This window comes from Gordonia marina (assembly GCF_052036135.1).
In the GTDB taxonomy this organism is placed as follows: Bacteria; Actinomycetota; Actinomycetes; order Mycobacteriales; family Mycobacteriaceae; genus Gordonia.
The window spans coordinates 101503-118892 of the sequence record NZ_JBPSDN010000014.1 but is presented as its reverse complement, the minus strand read 5'-3'; the positions used below and the strand labels follow the sequence as shown (position 1 = coordinate 118892).

The 17390-nt window shown below is 71.5% G+C and carries 17 protein-coding genes; 7 read left to right on the top strand and 10 right to left on the bottom strand.

Going from position 1 to position 17390, the window contains the following annotated elements; genetic code table 11:
• Positions 1-660: 660 nt before the first annotated feature.
• Positions 661-1812 carry a DoxX family protein gene (locus ACSEEN_RS11280; protein ID WP_440713207.1) on the bottom strand — a complete coding sequence of 384 codons (1152 nt, stop codon included), beginning with the start codon at positions 1810-1812 and terminating at the stop codon, positions 661-663.
• A gap of 81 nt (positions 1813-1893) precedes the next feature.
• Between ACSEEN_RS11280 and ACSEEN_RS11275 the strand changes: the two genes are divergently transcribed.
• The gene (locus ACSEEN_RS11275; protein ID WP_440713206.1) at positions 1894-3033 is read left to right on the top strand and encodes a PQQ-dependent sugar dehydrogenase; all 1140 of its coding nucleotides are present in this window, start codon (positions 1894-1896) and stop codon (positions 3031-3033) included.
• Positions 3034-3310: 277 nt separating this feature from the next.
• On the opposite strand, the gene gatB is transcribed toward ACSEEN_RS11275, so the two are convergent.
• The gene (gene gatB, locus ACSEEN_RS11270; protein WP_298444849.1) at positions 3311-4816 is read right to left on the bottom strand and encodes an Asp-tRNA(Asn)/Glu-tRNA(Gln) amidotransferase subunit GatB; all 1506 of its coding nucleotides are present in this window, start codon (positions 4814-4816) and stop codon (positions 3311-3313) included.
• A 363-nt stretch (positions 4817-5179) separates the two neighbouring features.
• Between gatB and ACSEEN_RS11265 the strand changes: the two genes are divergently transcribed.
• Positions 5180-5425 carry a PspC domain-containing protein gene (locus tag ACSEEN_RS11265; protein ID WP_283255312.1) on the top strand — a complete coding sequence of 82 codons (246 nt, stop codon included), beginning with the start codon at positions 5180-5182 and terminating at the stop codon, positions 5423-5425.
• A gap of 336 nt (positions 5426-5761) precedes the next feature.
• On the opposite strand, the gene ACSEEN_RS11260 is transcribed toward ACSEEN_RS11265, so the two are convergent.
• From ACSEEN_RS11260 to ACSEEN_RS11245, 4 genes are all read right to left on the bottom strand, one after another.
• The gene (locus tag ACSEEN_RS11260) at positions 5762-6451 is read right to left on the bottom strand and encodes a DUF5701 family protein (RefSeq protein ID WP_247864403.1); all 690 of its coding nucleotides are present in this window, start codon (positions 6449-6451) and stop codon (positions 5762-5764) included.
• A gap of 3 nt (positions 6452-6454) precedes the next feature.
• The gene (locus ACSEEN_RS11255; protein WP_247864404.1) at positions 6455-7486 is read right to left on the bottom strand and encodes an ATP-dependent 6-phosphofructokinase; all 1032 of its coding nucleotides are present in this window, start codon (positions 7484-7486) and stop codon (positions 6455-6457) included.
• Between the two features lie 113 nt (positions 7487-7599).
• On the bottom strand, positions 7600-8241 hold the full coding sequence (locus tag ACSEEN_RS11250) for a response regulator (RefSeq protein WP_440713205.1): 642 nt from the start codon (positions 8239-8241) through the stop codon (positions 7600-7602).
• Between the two features lie 11 nt (positions 8242-8252).
• Positions 8253-9530, bottom strand: a complete 1278-nt coding sequence (locus ACSEEN_RS11245; protein WP_440713204.1) for a sensor histidine kinase — start codon at positions 9528-9530, stop codon at positions 8253-8255.
• 166 nt (positions 9531-9696) lie between these two features.
• On the opposite strand from ACSEEN_RS11245, the gene ACSEEN_RS11240 reads away from it, so the two are divergent.
• Together ACSEEN_RS11240 and ACSEEN_RS11235 are read left to right on the top strand one after the other, a co-directional pair.
• On the top strand, positions 9697-10335 hold the full coding sequence (locus ACSEEN_RS11240) for a hypothetical protein (RefSeq protein ID WP_440713203.1): 639 nt from the start codon (positions 9697-9699) through the stop codon (positions 10333-10335).
• Positions 10332-11537, top strand: coding sequence for an alpha/beta-hydrolase family protein (locus tag ACSEEN_RS11235; protein ID WP_440713202.1), 1206 nt, complete (start codon positions 10332-10334; stop codon positions 11535-11537). Before ACSEEN_RS11240 ends, ACSEEN_RS11235 begins: the two co-directional genes overlap by 4 nt.
• A 51-nt stretch (positions 11538-11588) precedes the next feature.
• Here ACSEEN_RS11235 and gatA read toward each other — a convergent pair whose 3' ends face one another.
• Both gatA and gatC read right to left on the bottom strand, forming a co-directional pair.
• Complete coding sequence (gene gatA, locus ACSEEN_RS11230) at positions 11589-13082, bottom strand: Asp-tRNA(Asn)/Glu-tRNA(Gln) amidotransferase subunit GatA (RefSeq protein WP_440713201.1); 1494 nt, start codon at positions 13080-13082, stop codon at positions 11589-11591.
• Positions 13079-13387: an Asp-tRNA(Asn)/Glu-tRNA(Gln) amidotransferase subunit GatC gene (gatC, locus tag ACSEEN_RS11225; protein WP_247864410.1), complete on the bottom strand. Its 309-nt coding sequence runs from the start codon at positions 13385-13387 to the stop codon at positions 13079-13081. Before gatC ends, gatA begins: the two co-directional genes overlap by 4 nt.
• Positions 13388-13513: 126 nt before the next feature.
• On the opposite strand from gatC, the gene ACSEEN_RS11220 reads away from it, so the two are divergent.
• Positions 13514-13855, top strand: coding sequence for a YbjQ family protein (locus ACSEEN_RS11220; protein ID WP_247864411.1), 342 nt, complete (start codon positions 13514-13516; stop codon positions 13853-13855).
• A gap of 25 nt (positions 13856-13880) precedes the next feature.
• Entirely contained in the window at positions 13881-14546 is a 666-nt protein-coding gene (locus ACSEEN_RS11215) for an ACT domain-containing protein (RefSeq protein WP_247864412.1), read from the top strand.
• Between the two features lie 266 nt (positions 14547-14812).
• On the opposite strand, the gene ACSEEN_RS11210 is transcribed toward ACSEEN_RS11215, so the two are convergent.
• Both ACSEEN_RS11210 and ACSEEN_RS11205 read right to left on the bottom strand, forming a co-directional pair.
• Positions 14813-15958, bottom strand: coding sequence for a sensor histidine kinase (locus ACSEEN_RS11210; protein WP_440713200.1), 1146 nt, complete (start codon positions 15956-15958; stop codon positions 14813-14815).
• Positions 15952-16653: a response regulator transcription factor gene (locus tag ACSEEN_RS11205; protein WP_440713210.1), complete on the bottom strand. Its 702-nt coding sequence runs from the start codon at positions 16651-16653 to the stop codon at positions 15952-15954. The genes ACSEEN_RS11210 and ACSEEN_RS11205 overlap by 7 nt, the downstream gene beginning before the upstream one ends.
• A 183-nt stretch (positions 16654-16836) precedes the next feature.
• Here ACSEEN_RS11205 and ACSEEN_RS11200 point away from each other — a divergent pair, with 183 nt between their 5' ends.
• Positions 16837-17313, top strand: a complete 477-nt coding sequence (locus tag ACSEEN_RS11200) for a DM13 domain-containing protein (RefSeq protein WP_440713199.1) — start codon at positions 16837-16839, stop codon at positions 17311-17313.
• Positions 17314-17390: the final 77 nt, after the last annotated feature.

The window sequence follows — 17390 nt, the reverse complement described above, 5'->3', positions numbered from 1 at the left end:
TGACCCTGACCACCGACACAAACACCGACTCGACGACGGAGGTGACCACCGATGACCTGATGCAAATACCAGCCTGACCACCACCGAAGGATCAACAACGAGTTACACCACTACTTGGGGCTTGACCCGAGCGGGCGCGTCGGGCATGGTTTCGAGCCCTCGGCAGCCCATTCTTGACGCTGGCGCGCTCGCCCGAATCAAGGAGCGAGGACTGGCCCCTCCCGAGCATGCGTGGCGGAGCTTGCGACGACACGCGGTCGAAGAGCCGAGAAACCATGCCCCTCGCACCCGCACCTACAAACAGAGCTCAGGCGTGAGGAGTTGTTCTAGCCCGCCACAGCCCCGCTCGAGTCGCGGCCACCTCGCCCAGGCCAGCCAAACGAGTGCCCTTCACCCACGCCTGACCCACGACGAGCGAGCAGGCGCGTCGGGCATGGTTTCGAGCCCTCCGCAGCCCTACTCGAGTCACGGCCACCTCGCCCAGGCCAGCCAAACGAGTGCCCTTCACCCACGCCTGACCCACGACGAGCGAGCGGGTGCGAGGGGCGTTGTTCTGAGCCCTCCGCAGCCCTACCTAGAGGTCAGCGCGCCGTCTCGAGACAAGCAGCGAGGACTGCCGAAGAACAACGCCCCTCGCACCCGCGTCCACAAAAACAGAGGTCAGGCGCGAGCGAGCGGATTGGCCCCATTGAACACGATCCACAACGCCACGCTCGCCGCGATCGCGATGATCAGCCACGCGAACGACCCCCAGGCCGGGCGGCGGGCCCAGCCCCAGCGCCGGTCGAAGGAGTAGGTGCCGGGGCCGCACAGGATGATCGCGATCGACGTCGCCGCCAGCACCAGTTCGTATTCGATGCCGTTGCCGTTGCCCTGCGCGGCGAAGAACCAGAGGCCACCGGCGAGGGTCACCTTGTAGGTCATGGCCACGATGATCACGCCGAGCACGGCGGATCCGGCGATCGGGGTGAGCAGGCCGAGGACCAGGAGAACGCCGCCGATCGACTCGGAGAGGCCGGCGACGAGCGCGAGCGTGTGTGCCGCGTCGGAGTTGAAGCCGAGCGACGGCTGCGGACTGTTGGTCAGATAGGCCGCGAAGCCGTCGACCCCGAAGCCGCCGCGCCAGGTGGTCAGTTTCTGCAGGCCGTGGAAGAAGAACACCAGTCCGACGACGACCCGCAGGATCAGCAGACCGAGGTCGAGGGTTCCACGGCCGGGCACCGTCATCGGCACGGCCAGGTCGTCGTCGTACCGGTCGGCGGGCACCTCGGAGTAGGCGGCGGGCGGTCCGGCGACGTCGGCCTCGTCGTCGGGGATCACGAGCGGCGCCGTGTGGGTCGGCTCGATGTACGGCAGCGGGTCCTCGGTCAGATGTGCCGGGGCACGACGTTCCCGCGCGTCGGCATCGTCGCCGTCCGCGGCATCGGTGAAGGGCTCGGTGACGACGGCGTCGCCGGCGGACCGGACGTCGATCCGGGTCGCGGAGACTCGCTCGGTGACCGGCGGCGCGTCGTCGGCGAGCCGCGCTGGAACGTTCTCGGCGGCGGGCAGAGCGTCGTCCGGTCCCTCGCTTCCGGAGTGATCGGGCGCACTCGCGCGCTTTCCGGCTTCGCCGGCGGGGTCGGCGGCCGTCGAGGTGAACTCGACGGTCGGCAGTTCCGCGGCAGACGAGCCGTCGATGATGATCGTTTCGGGGAGTTCGCCACCGCTGTCCGCGACGACCCGCGACGCGCTGCGCGCATGCTTGTCGTAGAAGGAGTCCCGATCGGGCTGCGGTCTCCGCGGCGGCCGGGTGTCGTCTGAACTACTCACTCCTCCGACTGTAGGGCCGCGCGAGCGCAGGTCGAGCCATCGCCACCCGACGATTTGGTAACGATCGCATACTGTTGTCTCATGCCCCTGTCGTTCCCCGGCGCCGCGCGCGCCGCCGCGCTCGTCGCTGCCGCCACCCTGGCCGTGGCGACGCTCGCCGGCTGCGCCGACTTCAGCGAGCAGGATCACACCGCGAACGCCGGCCCGTTCAGCTCGATCCCCGAGGGGGGCGGCGGCGCGCCGGAGACTCCGCGGACGCCCGACCCGACGGAGACCGGCCCCGCCCCGACCGGCCCGTGCGTCGACCCGAATCCGGCGGTGATCGCGACGTGTCTCGGCACGACGGGCGGGGTCCGCCCGGCCGATCCGGAGGGCCGGTCGACGTACGTCGCCGAACGCGTGACCGGCAAGATCATCATTTCCAAGCGGTACGGTCCGCAGCGCACCATCGCGACGGTGCCGGTCGACAGCAGCGGTGACGGCGGACTGATCGACTTCGAGCTGTCCCCCACCTACCAGCAGGACCAGTTGATCTACGCGCTGATCTCCACGGGTTCGGACAACCGGATCGTGCGGATCGCGCCCGGCAACGCGGTGAAGGCGATCCTCACCGGCATCCCGAAGGGCGCCACCGGCAACATGGGGTCGATCAGTTTCGCGTCGCCCACCGAGCTGCGCGTGGCGACCGGCAACGCCGGGAACCCCGGTGCGGCCGGCGATCCGGGATCGCTCGCCGGCAAGGTCTTCACCATCGACCCGAATCTGACCAACCCGCGGCCGAAGATCCTGGCGTCGGGGCTCGGCGCGAATGTGGCGCTCTGCCCGGATCCGGAGAGCGGCAAGCTCTACGTCGCCGACAGCGGCGCCGCGGGTGACCGCCTCCAGCAGGTGGAGCCCGCCGGCCTCCGCACGCTGTGGACGTGGGCGGACCGGCCCGGTATCACCGGCTGCGCGGTCTCCGCCGGGATCATCTCGGTGTCGATGGCCCGCGCATTCCGAATCGACAGCCTCGCCGCGCCGACCAACGCGAGCCCGTCGGTCGGTCAGCCGCAGACGTCCGACGTCAAGGAGCAGTACGGCGCGGTCGGCCGGATGACCAGCACCGGGTCTGCGGTCCAGCTGGCGACCATCAACAAGACGGTGTCCGGCGCTCCGGCCAAGACCACGAACGACGTCGTCGCCCTCTACGCTCCGCAGTCGCAGAGCGACGACAGGCGCTGATCCATCGACATCCGCCGCGGGCCCGACTGGCCGGGCGGTGGACGTAGCAGCGTGCGCGCACGGAAGCAGCGCTCGCGAACGCTGCTTCCGTGTCGACTCGCTGCTACGGCCGAAGCCTGGTGAGAGCCGGGCACTAGAAGGGTGGCTTCGACACCTCGCCTCGCCCTGGCGGGCTCGTCGACGGCTCAGCCGGCGATGAACAGTCGGCGTCGAACAGTCGGTGGCCGATTGGGGTGCTGCGAGGCGCGCATGGCGGACCTGCTCGACCTAGGGGCGCTTACTGGCAGGCGGCCAGGACCAGTTCCTTGACCCGAGCGGGGTCGGCCTGACCCCGGGTGGCCTTCATGACGTCGCCGACGATCTTGCCCGCGGCCTGGACCTTGCCGCTGCGGATCTTGTCGGCGATGTCCGGGTTGGCGGCGAGGGCGTCGTCGACGGCCTTCTGCAACGCGGAGTCGTCGCGCACCACTTCGAGGCCGCGGTCGGCGACGATCTGGGCGGGCTCGCCCTCGCCGTCGAGCACCGCGACCACGACCTGCTGCGCGAGCTTGTTGGTCAGCTTGCCCTCGTCGACCAGACCGATCACCTCGGCGACCTGCGCCGGGGTGATGGCGAGCTGGTCGAGTTCCACGCCGCGCGTGTTCGCCTGCTGCGCCAGGAACGACACCCACCAGCTGCGTGCGGCATCGGGCTTCGCACCGGCGTCGGCGGTGGCGATGATGAGGTCGACGGCGCCGACGTTCACCAGGTCGCGCATCACCTCGTCGGACACGCCCCACTCGGCCTGGATGCGGGCGCGGCGCACCCACGGCAGTTCGGGCAGCGTGCCGCGCAGTTCCTCGACCCAGGCGGGTTCGCAGATCACCGGCGGCAGGTCGGGCTCGGGGAAGTAGCGGTAGTCCTCGGCGGTCTCCTTGCGGCGGCCGGCCGAGGTGGTGCCGTCGGTCTCGTGGAAGTGCCGGGTCTCCTGGATCACCTCGCCGCCCGCGGTGAGCACCGCGCCCTGGCGGCGCATCTCGTAGGTGACGGCGGCGGCGACGCTCTTGAGCGAGTTGACGTTCTTGGTCTCGGTGCGGGTGCCGAATTCGCTCGCGCCCTTGGGCATCAGCGACAGGTTCACGTCGCACCGCATGGAGCCCTGGTCCATCCGGACGTCGGAGACCTCGAGCGAGCGCAGCAGATCGCGCAGCGCGGTGACATAGGCGCGCGCGACCTCGGGGGCCCGCTCCCCGGCCCCGACGATCGGCTTGGAGACGATCTCGACCAGCGGCACACCCGCGCGGTTGTAGTCGAGCAGCGAGTGGCTGGCGCCGTGGATCCGGCCGGTGGCGCCGCCGACGTGCAGCGACTTTCCGGTGTCCTCCTCCATGTGGGCGCGCTCGATCTCCACGCGCCACGGCGTGCCGTCGTCGAGGACCACGTCGAGGTAGCCCTCGTACGAGGTGGGCTCGTCGTACTGGCTGATCTGGTAGTTCTTCGGCTGGTCCGGGTAGAAGTAGTTCTTCCTGGCGAAGACGCTCGACTCGCGGATCGAGCAGTTCAGCGCCAGCCCGATGCGCACGGCCGACTCGACGGCCTTGGCGTTGGCCACCGGCAGCGAGCCCGGCAGGCCGAGGCACGCCGGACAGACCTGCGAGTTGGGCTCGCCGCCGAACGTGGTCGGGCAGCCGCAGAACATCTTGGTCGCGGTGCCCAGTTCCACGTGCACCTCCATGCCCATCACCGGGTCGAAGCGCTCGAGAACCTCGTCGAAGTCCATCAGTTCGTCGGTAGCCACACTCATGCGGTCCATCGTATCTGGGGGACGATCTCCGGGATTCTCCCGATCCCACCGCGGCCGCGCGGCCGTAATTTCGAGGTCGACAGCTCCGCCGAGACACGGCGGACGACGATCCCCAGGAGGGCCGCCATGTCCCATCCCCCGCTCCCCGACGACGGCAACGACAGCGACGCATCGCCCGAATCCGCGCCGGTGTCCGATCCCATCGAGCACGGAGCCGCCGAGCCCGATTCCACCGAGCCCGTCGACGCACCTGTTCCCACGGCCGATCCCTCCGGCCCGCCGGCCGCCGACGTTCCGCGGGCCGGCGGTGAGCTCACGGCCGCCGATGTGCCGGCCGCCGGCGAGGTGCCGCCGTCCGATGAGGTGCCGCCCCTCGGTGCGGCCGGGGCCGACGGGACGAACGGCGCCGGAGTCGCGGCCGCCAGTCGTCCGCGCCGCCTCACCCGGTCCCGGACCGATCGCATGCTGGGCGGCGTCTGCGGCGGCATCGCCGAGTACTTCGGCCTCGACGCCACCTGGGTGCGCGTGGCGTTCGTGGTGTCGATCATCCTGCCGGGCCCCCAGTTCCTGCTGTATCTGCTGTTGTGGATCGTCATTCCCCGAAACTGAGATACCGGGCCGGACACCCTGGTCGAGATCGTCGAGAATCACGGGGTCGCTCGGGCACATGGTCCGGGACACCCCAGAATTCCTACGATCTCGACTCGAAGAGGTGGGGTTTCGACAAGCTCAACCGGCGGGACGACTCAACCGGCGGGACCGCCCAGTCCGCGGGACCACTCAATCCGCGGGACCGCTCAATCCACACGGCCACTCAATCCGTGGGACCGCTAGACCGGCGGAACGACTCAACAGGCGGGACCGCTCGACCGGCGGCGCCACTCCGTCCGCGGGATCGCTCAGCCGACGGAAGGGTTCGACCGGCGAGAGCCGGGCACGACAGGATCAGGGAATGACCGCGGCGAACTGGCCGGTCTCGACCGCGAAGTCGCCGCGGCGGCGGGCCGCCGAGGCGATCCCGAGCCCCGGGTGCCCGGCACCGGCCGGGAACCAGCCGACCTGCGGCGCCGCCGGACGTCCGCCGCCGTCGCGCCCCGGGCCGCCGGTGATCCAGACCGCGGGGACACGGGCGTCGTACCGGCCGTCCGCGGTGACCCGTCGCGAACCGGCGGCCAGGAAGCAGTGCCCCATCTCCAGCACGGCCGGGCTTTGCAGCACCCAGGCGATCCCCTCGTTCAGCAGCAACGGCGACCGGCCGCTGGTACCGATCACCGGCACCGCGTCGTTCGGCGAGTCGTCGGTGAACTCATCGCCGCGATCAGGCGCGATGACGGCGTAGAGCGGGCAGGCCGGAATCTCGATCGGCGGCACCGGCGCGAAGGCGTCGAGGTCGGCCATGCCGTCGCCGACCACCCCGGGCGCACCGGATCCGGGTAAGCGCATCAGTGGCACGAGACGGGACGGCGGCAGCATCGCGGGATCGATCGCCAGGAGCGTTTCGGGCCCACCGGGTTGCTCCAGTTCGCTGGCGCGCGACACGAACTCGGCCGCACGCATGCCCAGCATGTCGTGCACGCCGAGGTCGACGAGGCGCACGGCCTGGTCGGTCGGTGAGGGCAGCGGCGGTCGGGACATGGATCAGCCGTACAGCGCCCGCGCCCCGTTGTAGAAGTCCAGCGGGACCCTCTTGGTATGACCGACGGCCTCGGCGAACGGCACCCGCACGATCTGGGTGCCGCGCAGCGCCACCATCTTGCCCCAGTCGCCGTCGGCCAGGACATCGCTGATCGCCTGCCCGAACCGGGTGCCCAGGACGCGGTCGTAGGCGGTGGGGACGCCGCCGCGCTGGATGTGGCCGAGGACGGTCGCGCGGCTGGTGATGCCGGTGCGCTCCTCGATGAGCGGCGCCAGGATCTCCCCGATGCCGCCCAGTCGCGGCCGGTTGAACTCGTCGAGGCCGCGATCGGAGAACGCCTCGTCCATGTCCGGAAGCGTGAACCCCTCCGCCACGATCACCAGCGGTGCGCGCCGCCGGTCCTTGACGTGCACCACCCACTCGCAGATCTGGTCGAGGGTCTCCGGGGCCTCCGGGATCAGGATGGAATGAGCGCCGGCGGCGATGCCGGCGTACATCGCGATCCATCCGGCATGCCGGCCCATCACTTCGAGGACCATGCAGCGCATGTGCGAGTCCCCGGTGGTGCGCAGCCGGTCGGCGGCCTCGGTGGCGATCTCCACCGCGGTGGAGAAGCCGAAGGTGAAATCGGTGGCTTCGAGGTCGTTGTCGATCGTCTTGGGAACGCCGACCATGGGGACGCCGTCGTTCAGGAGCCGGTTGGCGGCGGCCATCGTGCCGTCGCCGCCGACCGCGACCACGCCGTCGATCTCCAGTTCTTCGAGAACCCGCTTGATCGCGTCCGGTCCGCCGTCGGGCTGCGTGTACGGGCCGAACCTGCTGGTGCGGAGGATGGTTCCGCCGTTCTTGGAGATCCCGCGGACCGCCGAACGGGTGAGCAGCTTGATGTCGCCGTAGACCAGACCCTTGTAGCCGTCGAGGAAACCCACGAACTCCTGGCCGTGCACCGCCGTGCCTTGCAGAACCATGCCGCGGATCACCGCGTTGAGGCCGGGGCAGTCGCCACCCGAGGTGAGAATTCCGTATCGAGCCATCTGCGTCGCCCCTCGATCGCTATCGCTTGCGGGTAGGAAGAACCGGTCCGCCCCATTCGATCAGATCGACGGGCCCTGGGCCACCGGGCCGGAAGATTTGGTCATTACTCGAACTATTTGAGGCCGTTCTCGTAGGCGAAGACCACCGCCTGGGCCCGGTCGCGCAGACCCAGCTTGGCCAGCACCCGGCTGACGTGCGTCTTGACGGTCTCCTCGGACACGAACAGTTCGGCGGCGATCTCGGCGTTCGACTTGCCGTCGGCGACGACGATCAGCACCTCCCGCTCGCGGGGCGTCAGCACGTCCGCGGCGGCGGTCGGCGTCCGCGTGCGCCGGGAGGTCACCTCGGTGATGAGACGCCGGGTGACCGACGGAGCCAGCAGAGCGTCGCCCGCGGCGACGACGCGCACGGCGCGCACCAGTTCGTCGGCCGGTGCGTCCTTGAGGAGGAAGCCGGAGGCGCCGATCGAGAGCGCGGTGTAGACGTAGTCGTCGATGTCGAAGGTGGTCAGCATCAGCACCCGGGTCGGCAGTCCGGCCTCGATGATCTGACGGGCCGCCCACAGCCCGTCCTTGCGCGGCATGCGAACGTCCATCAGCACCACGTCGGGCCGGAGCCTGCGCACCAGGTCGACGCCGTCGATCCCGTCGGCGGCGTCGCCGAGGACGGAGATGTCCGGCGCGGCGTTCAGCAGCGCCGCGAATCCGGCGCGCACCATGGCCTGGTCGTCGACGATCACCACGGTTGTCGGCACGTCTGCAGACTCTACGTGTGCTTCTCGGGGCCGACGGGCACGACGGCGGTCACCGCGAAGCCGCCTTCGGCGGTCGGTGCCGCGGTCAGGGTGCCGCCGAGCGCGGTGGCCCGCTCGGTCATACCGGCGATCCCCAGGCCGGGCGCGTCGGCGGTCGGTGCCGGCTGTGTGTCGTCACCGGGCGGGTCGTTCAGCACCGATGCCCGCACCGCGGCTCGATCGTCGGCCTCGGCCGGTTCGAGGGTCACCAGGATCGGCGCGCCCGGCGCGTGCCGGAGCGCGTTGCTGAGCGACTCCTGGACGATCCGGTAGAGCACCAGCCCGGCCGCGCCACCGACCGAATCGGCGTCGATCCGCGAGTCGACGTCGACCTGTGCGCCGGCGGCGCGCACCGAGCCGATCAAATCGTCGAGGTCGGTGAGTTCCGGCGCGGGCGCGAGGGGTGCGGCATCGTCGCCGGGCACCCGGGTGTCGTCCGTGCGCAGCACCCCGAGCAGGCCGCGGACCTCGTCGAGCGCATCTCGGGCGGCCACGGCGATCGACTCGAACTCGGTCACGACGGCCGGCGACATCGGGACCTCCGGGTCGGCGACGGCCAGCCGGTACCGCGCGGTCTGCGCCATCACGACCACCATCGACATCCGGTGCGCGACGATGTCGTGCAGTTCGCGGGCGATCCGCGCCCGCTCGGCGAGCACCTCCTCCCGGGCCTGCGCCAGTTCGGTCTGCTCGGCCTGCGCGGCGATCTCCCGGCGCGAACGCACCGAATAGCGGAGGAACGCCACGCCGATCGCCAGCACCGTCAGCCCGAAGATCCAGCCCAGCGCCAGGTGCCACGGCACCGCGAACAGCAGGGTGACGGCGGTGACCGCCCAGATCACCGGCACCCGGCCGAGCGGCTGGGTCACCAGCGCCGCGAAGGTCACCGCGATGAGCACGAGGAACTGCGGTACCGCGACGCGCAGATCGTCGTGCCCGGCCTCGCGCGGCAGCAGCGAGGTGAACAGGCAGACGACGACGATCAGGACCCAGCCGAACCGGACGGCGGCGCGACCGGCCGCGATCGTGGCGACCGGCAACACCGTGGCCAGCGCCAGCACCGGCAGCACGTACGCCGGGATGGCCAGGGTCTCGCCGAGCACCGGCCAGGTGCTCGCGAACATGATCACCGCGGCCAGCAGGGTGAGCCGGTTCCAGCGGTTCGCGGCATAGGTCCGCAGCTGCGGATCGGCGATCCGCTGCGGGTCCAGGCGGCGGCGCGCGGACCGGTATCTCGTTCGTATTCCCACGCCCTCCACGGTAGGGACTTCCGGTCGAGACGACGTCCCTCCGCAGGGGGATTCCGGGGTCCCCCGCGGGGGTGAACCCGGCCCGGCGCGGCCCCTTCGCGAGCACGTCCGGATTCCCTCTCGTGCGGGATCCGTGCAGGTGAACGGCATTCCTAGCGTCGACGACATGTCCGGATCACCTCGCCCCCGCCCGTTCGACCGAACCCTCGCCGCCCTGGCCCTCCTCGGCCTCGCGGCCGTCTTCTTCCTCTCCGGCCACGAGTCGGCCCGGCCGCCGGCCGCACCGCCACCGGCGACCGGGCGACCGGTGGCCGTCGCCGCGGTCACGACCCTCCCGGGTGCCGGGGCGTCGTCGGCGCTGGAGGCCCTCGTCGGGTCCCGTCCGGCGAGTGCTCTCGCGCTGATCCCCGCCGACTTCCCCGCCCGGCTCGGCTACCGCCCGGCGCTGGAGGACGGCCTGCCGGTGAACCCGGGCGGGTCGTGCTCGTCACCGGTGCCGCTGCCCGCGCGCTTCGCGGCCGCGTGCCGCATGCACGACTTCGGCTACGACCTCCTGCGGTACGCCGAGCAGACGCGCACTCCGCTGCCGCCGCACATCCGCGCACGACTCGACGCCCGGCTCGTCTCGGCGATGCACCGGTCGTGCACCGACCCGGCATGTCATTCGGCGGCGGAGCTGAGCCGCGCCGGCCTGGCGCTCAACACCTGGCGGCAGCGCGGGGGCGCCCCGGTGCGCGAGACCGGCGCGCAGATCACGCTGAGCGTCGTCGTGCGAGTGGGCGAGACTCTGGCGGGGCTGTCGTGAACGCGGACCGGCGTCCGGCGGCGCTCTGCGGTGCGGTGCTCGGCTGGTCGGCGTCGTTGACGCCGGGCGCCGTCCCCCGCTCGGCTGCCGTCGTGACGACGGCCGGGACCGTCTGTGCGGCAGTGGGTCTACTGATCGGGCTGCTGTCCGCCACCGTGTTCGGGCGGGTCCGGCGGCTACGGCTTCCGGGGATCGTCCGGGTGGCACTCGGCGTCTACGTCGCCGCGGTCCTCTGCGCCACGGTGGTCTGGGAAGAACGGCTTCGATCGGCCATGGACCTGCCTCCGGCCGGTCCGCTGTGGGTGCTGGGCGCGGTCGCGGTACCCGCGACGGTCATCGGACTCGTGGCGTGGATACCGTGGCGGCGCTTGGTGATCGGCGGTGTCGTCGCGCTGATGACGTTGCTCGGCACCCCCGGCTCACCGGCCCGTGCCGCCCCCGACGTCCCGGACTCGCCCCTGGTCCACTACGCGGGTCTCGACGGCCGGGCCGACACCGCACGCGCCGTCGACCTCGTCGCTCGCTGGCGCGCGGACGGCGGTGCGCACCAGCGCGCGGTGGTGGTCGCGGTGCCCACCGGATCGGGATGGGTCGACGGCGGCGCCGTGCGCGGCTTCGACAAGCGTTTCGGCGGATCCGTGCGGGTCCTCGCCGTGCAGTACAGCGCGATGCCGTCGTGGCAGGCCTATGTCCGGTCACCCGAGCGGGCCGGGCAGAGCGCGACGGCGCTGGTGGCCGCACTGAGCCGCGAGATCGGCACCCTCCCGCCCGGGCAGCGGCCGCGGGTGTACCTGTACGGCCAGAGCCTCGGCGCGACCGGCGCCCAGGTGGCACGACGCTGGGCGCACGAGCACCGGGTCCCGCTCGCCGGAACCGTGCTGGTCGGCGTGCCGGGCGGCGGGGCGTCGTGCCGCGACGACCCGTCGTGCGTGGTGCTGAACAATCCCAGCGATCCGGTCGCGGCGCTGAGCTGGTCGTTGCTGTGGCGACCGCCGGCGCGGAACGTGTTCACCGGCGAGGCGGGCCCGCGGCCGCCGTGGGTACCGGGGCTGTCCCTGCTCGCCACGGTGATCGACCTCGTCGGATCACGCGACGTGCCCGCCGGGTTCGGTCATCGCTACGGCACCGAACAGGGACTCGTGGCGCCGATTCCTTCCGACCCGGGACCTCGTTCCTCGGCCCCGGCTCAAGGAGCCGAGTAAGTGGCGCGGGACCTCAGTCCTCGGCCCCGGCCCGGGGAGCCGAGTGAGGGCTCAGCCCTCGAGGGGACCGCGGGCCGACTCGTAGGCGGCGCCGACCCGGTAGAGGCGGTCGTCGCGCAGCGCCGGGGCCATGATCTGCAGGCCGATCGGGAGGCCGGAGTCGTCGAGCCCGGACGGGATCGACATGGCGGCGTTCCCGGCCAGGTTGACCGGCAGCGTGCAGAGGTCGAAGAGGTACATCGACAGCGGGTCGTCCACCTTCTCGCCCAGCTTGAACGCGGTCTGCGGGGTGGTCGGCGAGACCAGGACGTCGACCTGCCCGAAGGCCTCGGCGAAGTCGCGCGCGATCAGCGTGCGCACCTTCTGCGCCTGGCCGTAGTAGGCGTCGTAGTAGCCCGAGCTCAGCGCGTAGGTGCCGATCATGATGCGCCGCTTCACCTCGGGGCCGAAACCGGCCTCGCGGGACAGCGCCATCACCTCCTCGGCACTGTGCTTGCCGTCGTCGGCGACCCGCAGGCCGTAGCGCATGGCGTCGAACCGCGCGAGGTTGCTCGACACCTCCGACGGCAGGATCAGGTAGTACGCGCCGAGCGCGTACTCGAAGTGCGGGCAGTCGACCTCGACGATGGTCGCGCCCTGCGCGCGCAGCGTCTCGCACGCCTGCTGGAACGACGCGAGCACCTCGGGCTGGTAGCCCTCGCCCTGCAACTGCTTCACGACGCCGACGCGCACACCGGTCAGGTCACCGGCCGCGCCCTCGCGGGCCGCGCGGACCACCTGCGGCACCGCGACGTCGATCGAGGTGGAGTCGCGCGGGTCGTATCCGGCGATCACCTCGTGGAGCAGGGCGGTGTCGAGCACGGTGCGGCCGCACGGACCGCCCTGGTCCAGCGACGACGCGCAGGCCACCAGGCCGTAGCGGGAGACGGTGCCGTAGGTCGGCTTCACGCCGACGGTCGCGGTGACCGCGGCGGGCTGGCGGATCGAGCCGCCGGTGTCGGTGCCGATCGCCAGCGGCGCCTGGTACGACGCGAGCGCCGCCGCGCTGCCGCCGCCGGAACCGCCGGGGATGCGGCTGGTGTCCCACGGGTTGCGGGTCACCTGGTAGGCGGAGTTCTCGGTCGAGCTGCCCATGGCGAACTCGTCCATGTTGGTCTTGCCGAGGATCGGCAGTCCGGCCTCGCGCAGCTTGCGGGTGAGCGTCGCGTCGTACGGCGACACCCAGCCCTGCAGAATCTTGGAGCCGCAGGTGGTGGGGGCGTCGACCGTGGTGAACACGTCTTTGAGCGCGATCGGCACACCGGCCAGCGGCGACGGTGCCTCCCCCGCGGCGATCGCGTCGTCGGCGGCCTTGGCGGCGGCCAGCGCCTCGTCGGCGCCCACGTGCAGGAACGCGCCCAGTTCGCCGTCGATCTCGGCGATGCGGTCCAGGTGGGCCTGCGTCGCCTCCACCGACGACAGCTCGCGCGCGGCGATCTTGCCGGCGAGCTGCGCGGCGGACAGGCCGGTGACCTCGTTGCTGGTACGGGTGCTCACGGTGCTCATTCCTCCCCGAGGATCTGCGGAACGGCGAAACGGTCCTGCTCGACGGCCGGCGCCCCGGACAGCGCCTGCTCCGGCGTCAGACCGGGCACGACGACATCGGCGCGCACCACGTGACGCAGGTCGGCCGGGTGTGCCGTCGGCGCGACGTCGTCGGCGGCCACCTCGGAGATCTGGGCGACGTGCCCGAGGATCGAATCGAGCTGGGCGGCGTACTGATCGAGTTCGTCGTCGGTCAGCGCCAGACGCGACAGGAGCGCAAGGTGAGCGACCTCGGCGCGGCTGATGGCGGGCTCGGACTGCGTCATCTAGAGCGTTCCTCTCTCGGGCTGCTGCGATGCTCCCAGGGTAGGCGGTCAGCGCCCGGCCGCCCGCCGCGGCCCCCGGCGCGACGGGCACCGGCAGCGGGTGTCGCCGATCGGTACCGTGGAGACATGATGATCGTCACAACCAACGACCTGCCCGGCTACCGGATCGATCACGTCTTCGGCGAGGTCTTCGGCCTCACCGTCCGCTCGCGCCACATCGGCTCGAACATCGGCGCGGGACTCAAGTCGCTGGCCGGCGGTGAGCTGCGCGGAATCACCCAGCTGCTGCACGAATGCCGCCAGGAAGCGCTCGGCCGGCTCGCCCAGGAGGCCCAGGGCAAGGGCGCCAACGCGGTGGTCGCGTTCCGCTTCGAGACCACCGAGTACTCCAACGGCGGCGGCGTGGAGGTGTGCGCCTACGGGACCGCCGTGGGCGTCGTGTCGCTGGCCGCCGGAACTCCGGCGTAACAGTCCCGCAACAAAGGACTCGATAATGGGTGAAGTGTCCTTCCTGATGCGCGTGACCCTGACCGACCGGCCCGGCAGCCTCGGCCTCCTCGCCGCTGCCCTCGGTTCGGTCGGCGGCGACATCCGCTCTCTCGAGGTGGTCGAACGCGGCACCGGCTACGCCGTCGACGACGTCGTGGTGGAACTGCCAACCGGCGCGCTGCCGGACACCCTGATCACCGCCGCGGAGAGCGTGCCCGGCGTCCAAGTGGACTCGCTGCGCCCGTTCACCGGCAAACTCGATCTCCACCAGGAACTCGCGCTGATCGACGCCGTCGCCGCGGCCCGCCGCGACAGTCTTCAGGTCCTCGCCGATCTGGCCCCGCGGAGCCTCAACGTGTCGTGGGCGATGGTGGTGACCCGCACCGGCCGGGACGCGGTGACGCTGACCGGCAGCGGCGGCGCCCCCGAGACCCCGCTGACACAAGCCGATTGGCTGCCGCTGCCCGCCGCGTGCGCCTTCGACCCCAACGCCGACTGGATCCCCGGACCGTGGCGCGAACACGACACCCTGCTGGCCGCGGCTCCGCTGGGCGACGGGGTCAAGGCGCTCCTCCTCGGCCGGGTCGGCGGGCCCGCCTTCCGGCCGTCCGAGATCGCCCGCCTGGGTCACCTGACGGGCATCATCTCGGGCCTGGTGCACGCGAGCTGAGACGCCGGCCGGGGGCTCGGCTTCGACTCGATCTCGGCTAGCGCCTCGATCGGCTCAACCAGCGGGCGAACACCTCGGTCGGCTCAGCCGGCGACGAAGCACCGAGATCGGCTCAACCAACGGCGAAGCACCGAGATCGGCTCAACCAGCGGGCGAAGCACCTCGGTCGGCTCAGCCGGCCGCGAAGCACCACGACCGGCTCAGCGAACGGCGAAGCGCCACGAGCAGCGACGATATGGCGCGCGATCGCCTCGATTCGGCGATTCTCAGCCCGGCAGCCAGGCCGTCACCCGGAATCCGTCCGGACCGTTGATCGCCCGCACCTCGCCGCCGTGTGCGCCGACGATCCCCCGGACGATCGGCAGGCCGATTCCCGCGGAGGCGGGCAGTGAATCGCCGGACGATCCCTCGCCGGCCGGGCCGCCACGGGCCGCGTCGGCCCGCCAGCCGACCTCGAAGATGCGGTCGAGCTGATCGATCGGCACGCCCGGACCGCGATCGGTCACCGAGATCAGCGTGCCACCGGCATCCGCGGTCTCGGCGCTGACGGTGACCTCGCTCCCGGCGGGTGCGAAGCGGATGCTGTTGCTGAGGAGGTTGACCAGGACACGGGTCATCTCGGCCGGATCGGCACGGACCACTCGGCCGGCCACGCCGTCGTGCACCACCCGCAGTCGGCGTTCGGCCGCGTAGTCGCCGATCTCGGCGACCGCATCGGACACCACGTCCAGCAACTCGACCTCATCGACCTGCAGGATCAGGCCCGCCTCGTCCAGCCGGGCGAGCGCGAACAGGTCGTCGACCAGCTTGTTCATCGAGTCCACACGCAGCCGGATCCGCCGGTAGTACTCCTGCGGATCGTCGGTGGCGCCGTCCTCCAGGACCTCGGCCATCGCCCGCAGTCCGGTGAGCGGGGTGCGCAGATCGTGCGACACCCAGGCGAAGAACTGGCGCCGGGTGGCGTCGAGCGCCTCGGCCGCGCGGCGCGCCTCGGCGAGTTCCCGCGAGGCCGCGGCGAGTTGCCGGGAGACCTCGGCGAACTCGCGCCACACGGTGGGATCGGCGTCGACCACCTGCCCGTCGCCGACGCGCCGGGCCGCCGCCGACAGACCGGACGAGGCGGCCCGCACCCGGTAGCCGAGGAACAGGGCGGCGGCCACGCTCAGCACCGCCGAGACCCCGGCGACCCACAGCAGCACCTGCAGATCGTGGCGGGACACATACATCTGCGCGGCGATGGCGGTCACCGCGAGGACCATCGACAACGGGGCGGCGAGTCCCACCAGCCACAGCTGGACGGCGATGCTGTCGCGGCGGCGCCACCGGGCGATCAGCAGACCGGCCACCGTCACCGCGACGGCGGCGCCGGCCGCGATGAGCAGGATCTGGAGGATGGCCTCGCCGCTCAGCATCCTCGGTTCCCCCCGGATTCTCCCGGCTCGTCGTCGGCCACGAAGCGGTAGCCTGCGCCCCATTCGGTCAGCAGGTGCCGCGGATAGCGGGGCTCGGCCTCGATCTTCTCGCGCAGACGGCGCACGTGGACGGTCACCGTCGACGCGTCGCCGAACGACCAGCCCCACACCTCGGCCATGATCTCGTCCCGGCCGCACACCCGGCCCGGGTTCTGGACGAAGAAGGCGAGCAGTTCGTACTCGCGGGTGGTGAGGTCGATCCGGACGCCGCCGCGGTAGGCGATGCGGTGCGCCGGATCGACACGGAACGGGCCGGCCTCGAGCAGCCCGACGTCGGTGCGCGCCCGGGTGCGCCGCAGCAGTGTGTCGATGCGCAGGTGCAGTTCACGCATGGCGAACGGCTTCGTCAGGTAGTCGTCGGCGCCCTGTTCCAGACCGCGGATCCGTTCCGGTGCCGCGCCGAGCGCGGTCAGCATGATCACCCCGACCTGCGGCAGGGTGTCGCGGATCTGCCGGCACAGCTCGTCACCGCTCACCCGCGGCAGCATCCGGTCGAGCACCACCACATCCGGGATCCGTTGCCGCAGCGCCGTGCGCGCGGCCGCGCCGTCGGCGATCTCGACGACCCGGAACCGGTGGGCGCGCAGATAGTCGCCCACCGCGCCGCGCACGGTGGCGTCGTCCTCCACCACCATCACTTCGGCCTGCTTCGTCGTCACTCCTCCGAGGCTATCGCCGCACGACGCCCACCGGACCGCCGCAATTCTTACGCCCCTGAAATGTTTCCCCTGCGCCGCGGCTGGCGTGCCTAGATTCGGCCTTGTCCGACGACGGCGGCACCGGAATTCCGCCGTCTCCCCCGATGAAGGAGCACCACCATGACGACTCGAACCCGCACCACCGGCGCCCTGGCCGGCGCCGCCGCCCTGGCCCTGGTCCTGACCGTCTCGGCCTGCGGCAGCGATTCCAGCGACGACCACCCCGCGATGGCGAGCAACACGATGAGCGCCATGACGCCGTCGACGGGCGCCCCCATGCCGATGGCCACCGGCGCCGAACGCACCGGCATGTTCGCCGGCGAGAACGGCAAGTCGGTCACCGGCACCGCGACGATCAGCGGCGACACCCTCATGCTGACCGGCTTCCACTCCGACGAGGGACCTGACCTGCACGTGTACCTCACCGACGGCACCGACGAGGCGGCGGTCGGCGGTGGCAAAGAACTCGGCAAGGTGACCTACGACCGCGCCGCGCAGTCGTTCTCGCTGACGGGCGCCGACGCGGCGAAGTACACCCACGTGGTGATCCACTGCGACAAGGCCAAGGCCGTCTTCGGCGCCGCGATGCTGTCATGACCGGCCGGCTCCGGCCGCCGCCGGCCGTCGGGCACGCGGCAGCGAGCCTGGCCCGCACGGTGCTGGGCGCGCTCTGG

Coding starts and splice junctions, on each gene's coding strand:
- ACSEEN_RS11200 (WP_440713199.1), top strand. CDS start 16,837: ATGACGACTCGAACCCGCACCACCGGCGCCCTGGCCGGCGCCGCCGCC.
- ACSEEN_RS11255 (WP_247864404.1), bottom strand. CDS start 7,486: ATGGCTCGATACGGAATTCTCACCTCGGGTGGCGACTGCCCCGGCCTC.
- ACSEEN_RS11260 (WP_247864403.1), bottom strand. CDS start 6,451: ATGTCCCGACCGCCGCTGCCCTCACCGACCGACCAGGCCGTGCGCCTC.
- ACSEEN_RS11220 (WP_247864411.1), top strand. CDS start 13,514: ATGATGATCGTCACAACCAACGACCTGCCCGGCTACCGGATCGATCAC.
- ACSEEN_RS11240 (WP_440713203.1), top strand. CDS start 9,697: ATGTCCGGATCACCTCGCCCCCGCCCGTTCGACCGAACCCTCGCCGCC.
- gatA (WP_440713201.1), bottom strand. CDS start 13,082: ATGAGCACCGTGAGCACCCGTACCAGCAACGAGGTCACCGGCCTGTCC.
- ACSEEN_RS11275 (WP_440713206.1), top strand. CDS start 1,894: ATGCCCCTGTCGTTCCCCGGCGCCGCGCGCGCCGCCGCGCTCGTCGCT.
- gatB (WP_298444849.1), bottom strand. CDS start 4,816: ATGAGTGTGGCTACCGACGAACTGATGGACTTCGACGAGGTTCTCGAG.
- ACSEEN_RS11210 (WP_440713200.1), bottom strand. CDS start 15,958: ATGCTGAGCGGCGAGGCCATCCTCCAGATCCTGCTCATCGCGGCCGGC.
- ACSEEN_RS11215 (WP_247864412.1), top strand. CDS start 13,881: ATGGGTGAAGTGTCCTTCCTGATGCGCGTGACCCTGACCGACCGGCCC.
- gatC (WP_247864410.1), bottom strand. CDS start 13,387: ATGACGCAGTCCGAGCCCGCCATCAGCCGCGCCGAGGTCGCTCACCTT.
- ACSEEN_RS11205 (WP_440713210.1), bottom strand. CDS start 16,653: ATGGTGGTGGAGGACGACGCCACCGTGCGCGGCGCGGTGGGCGACTAT.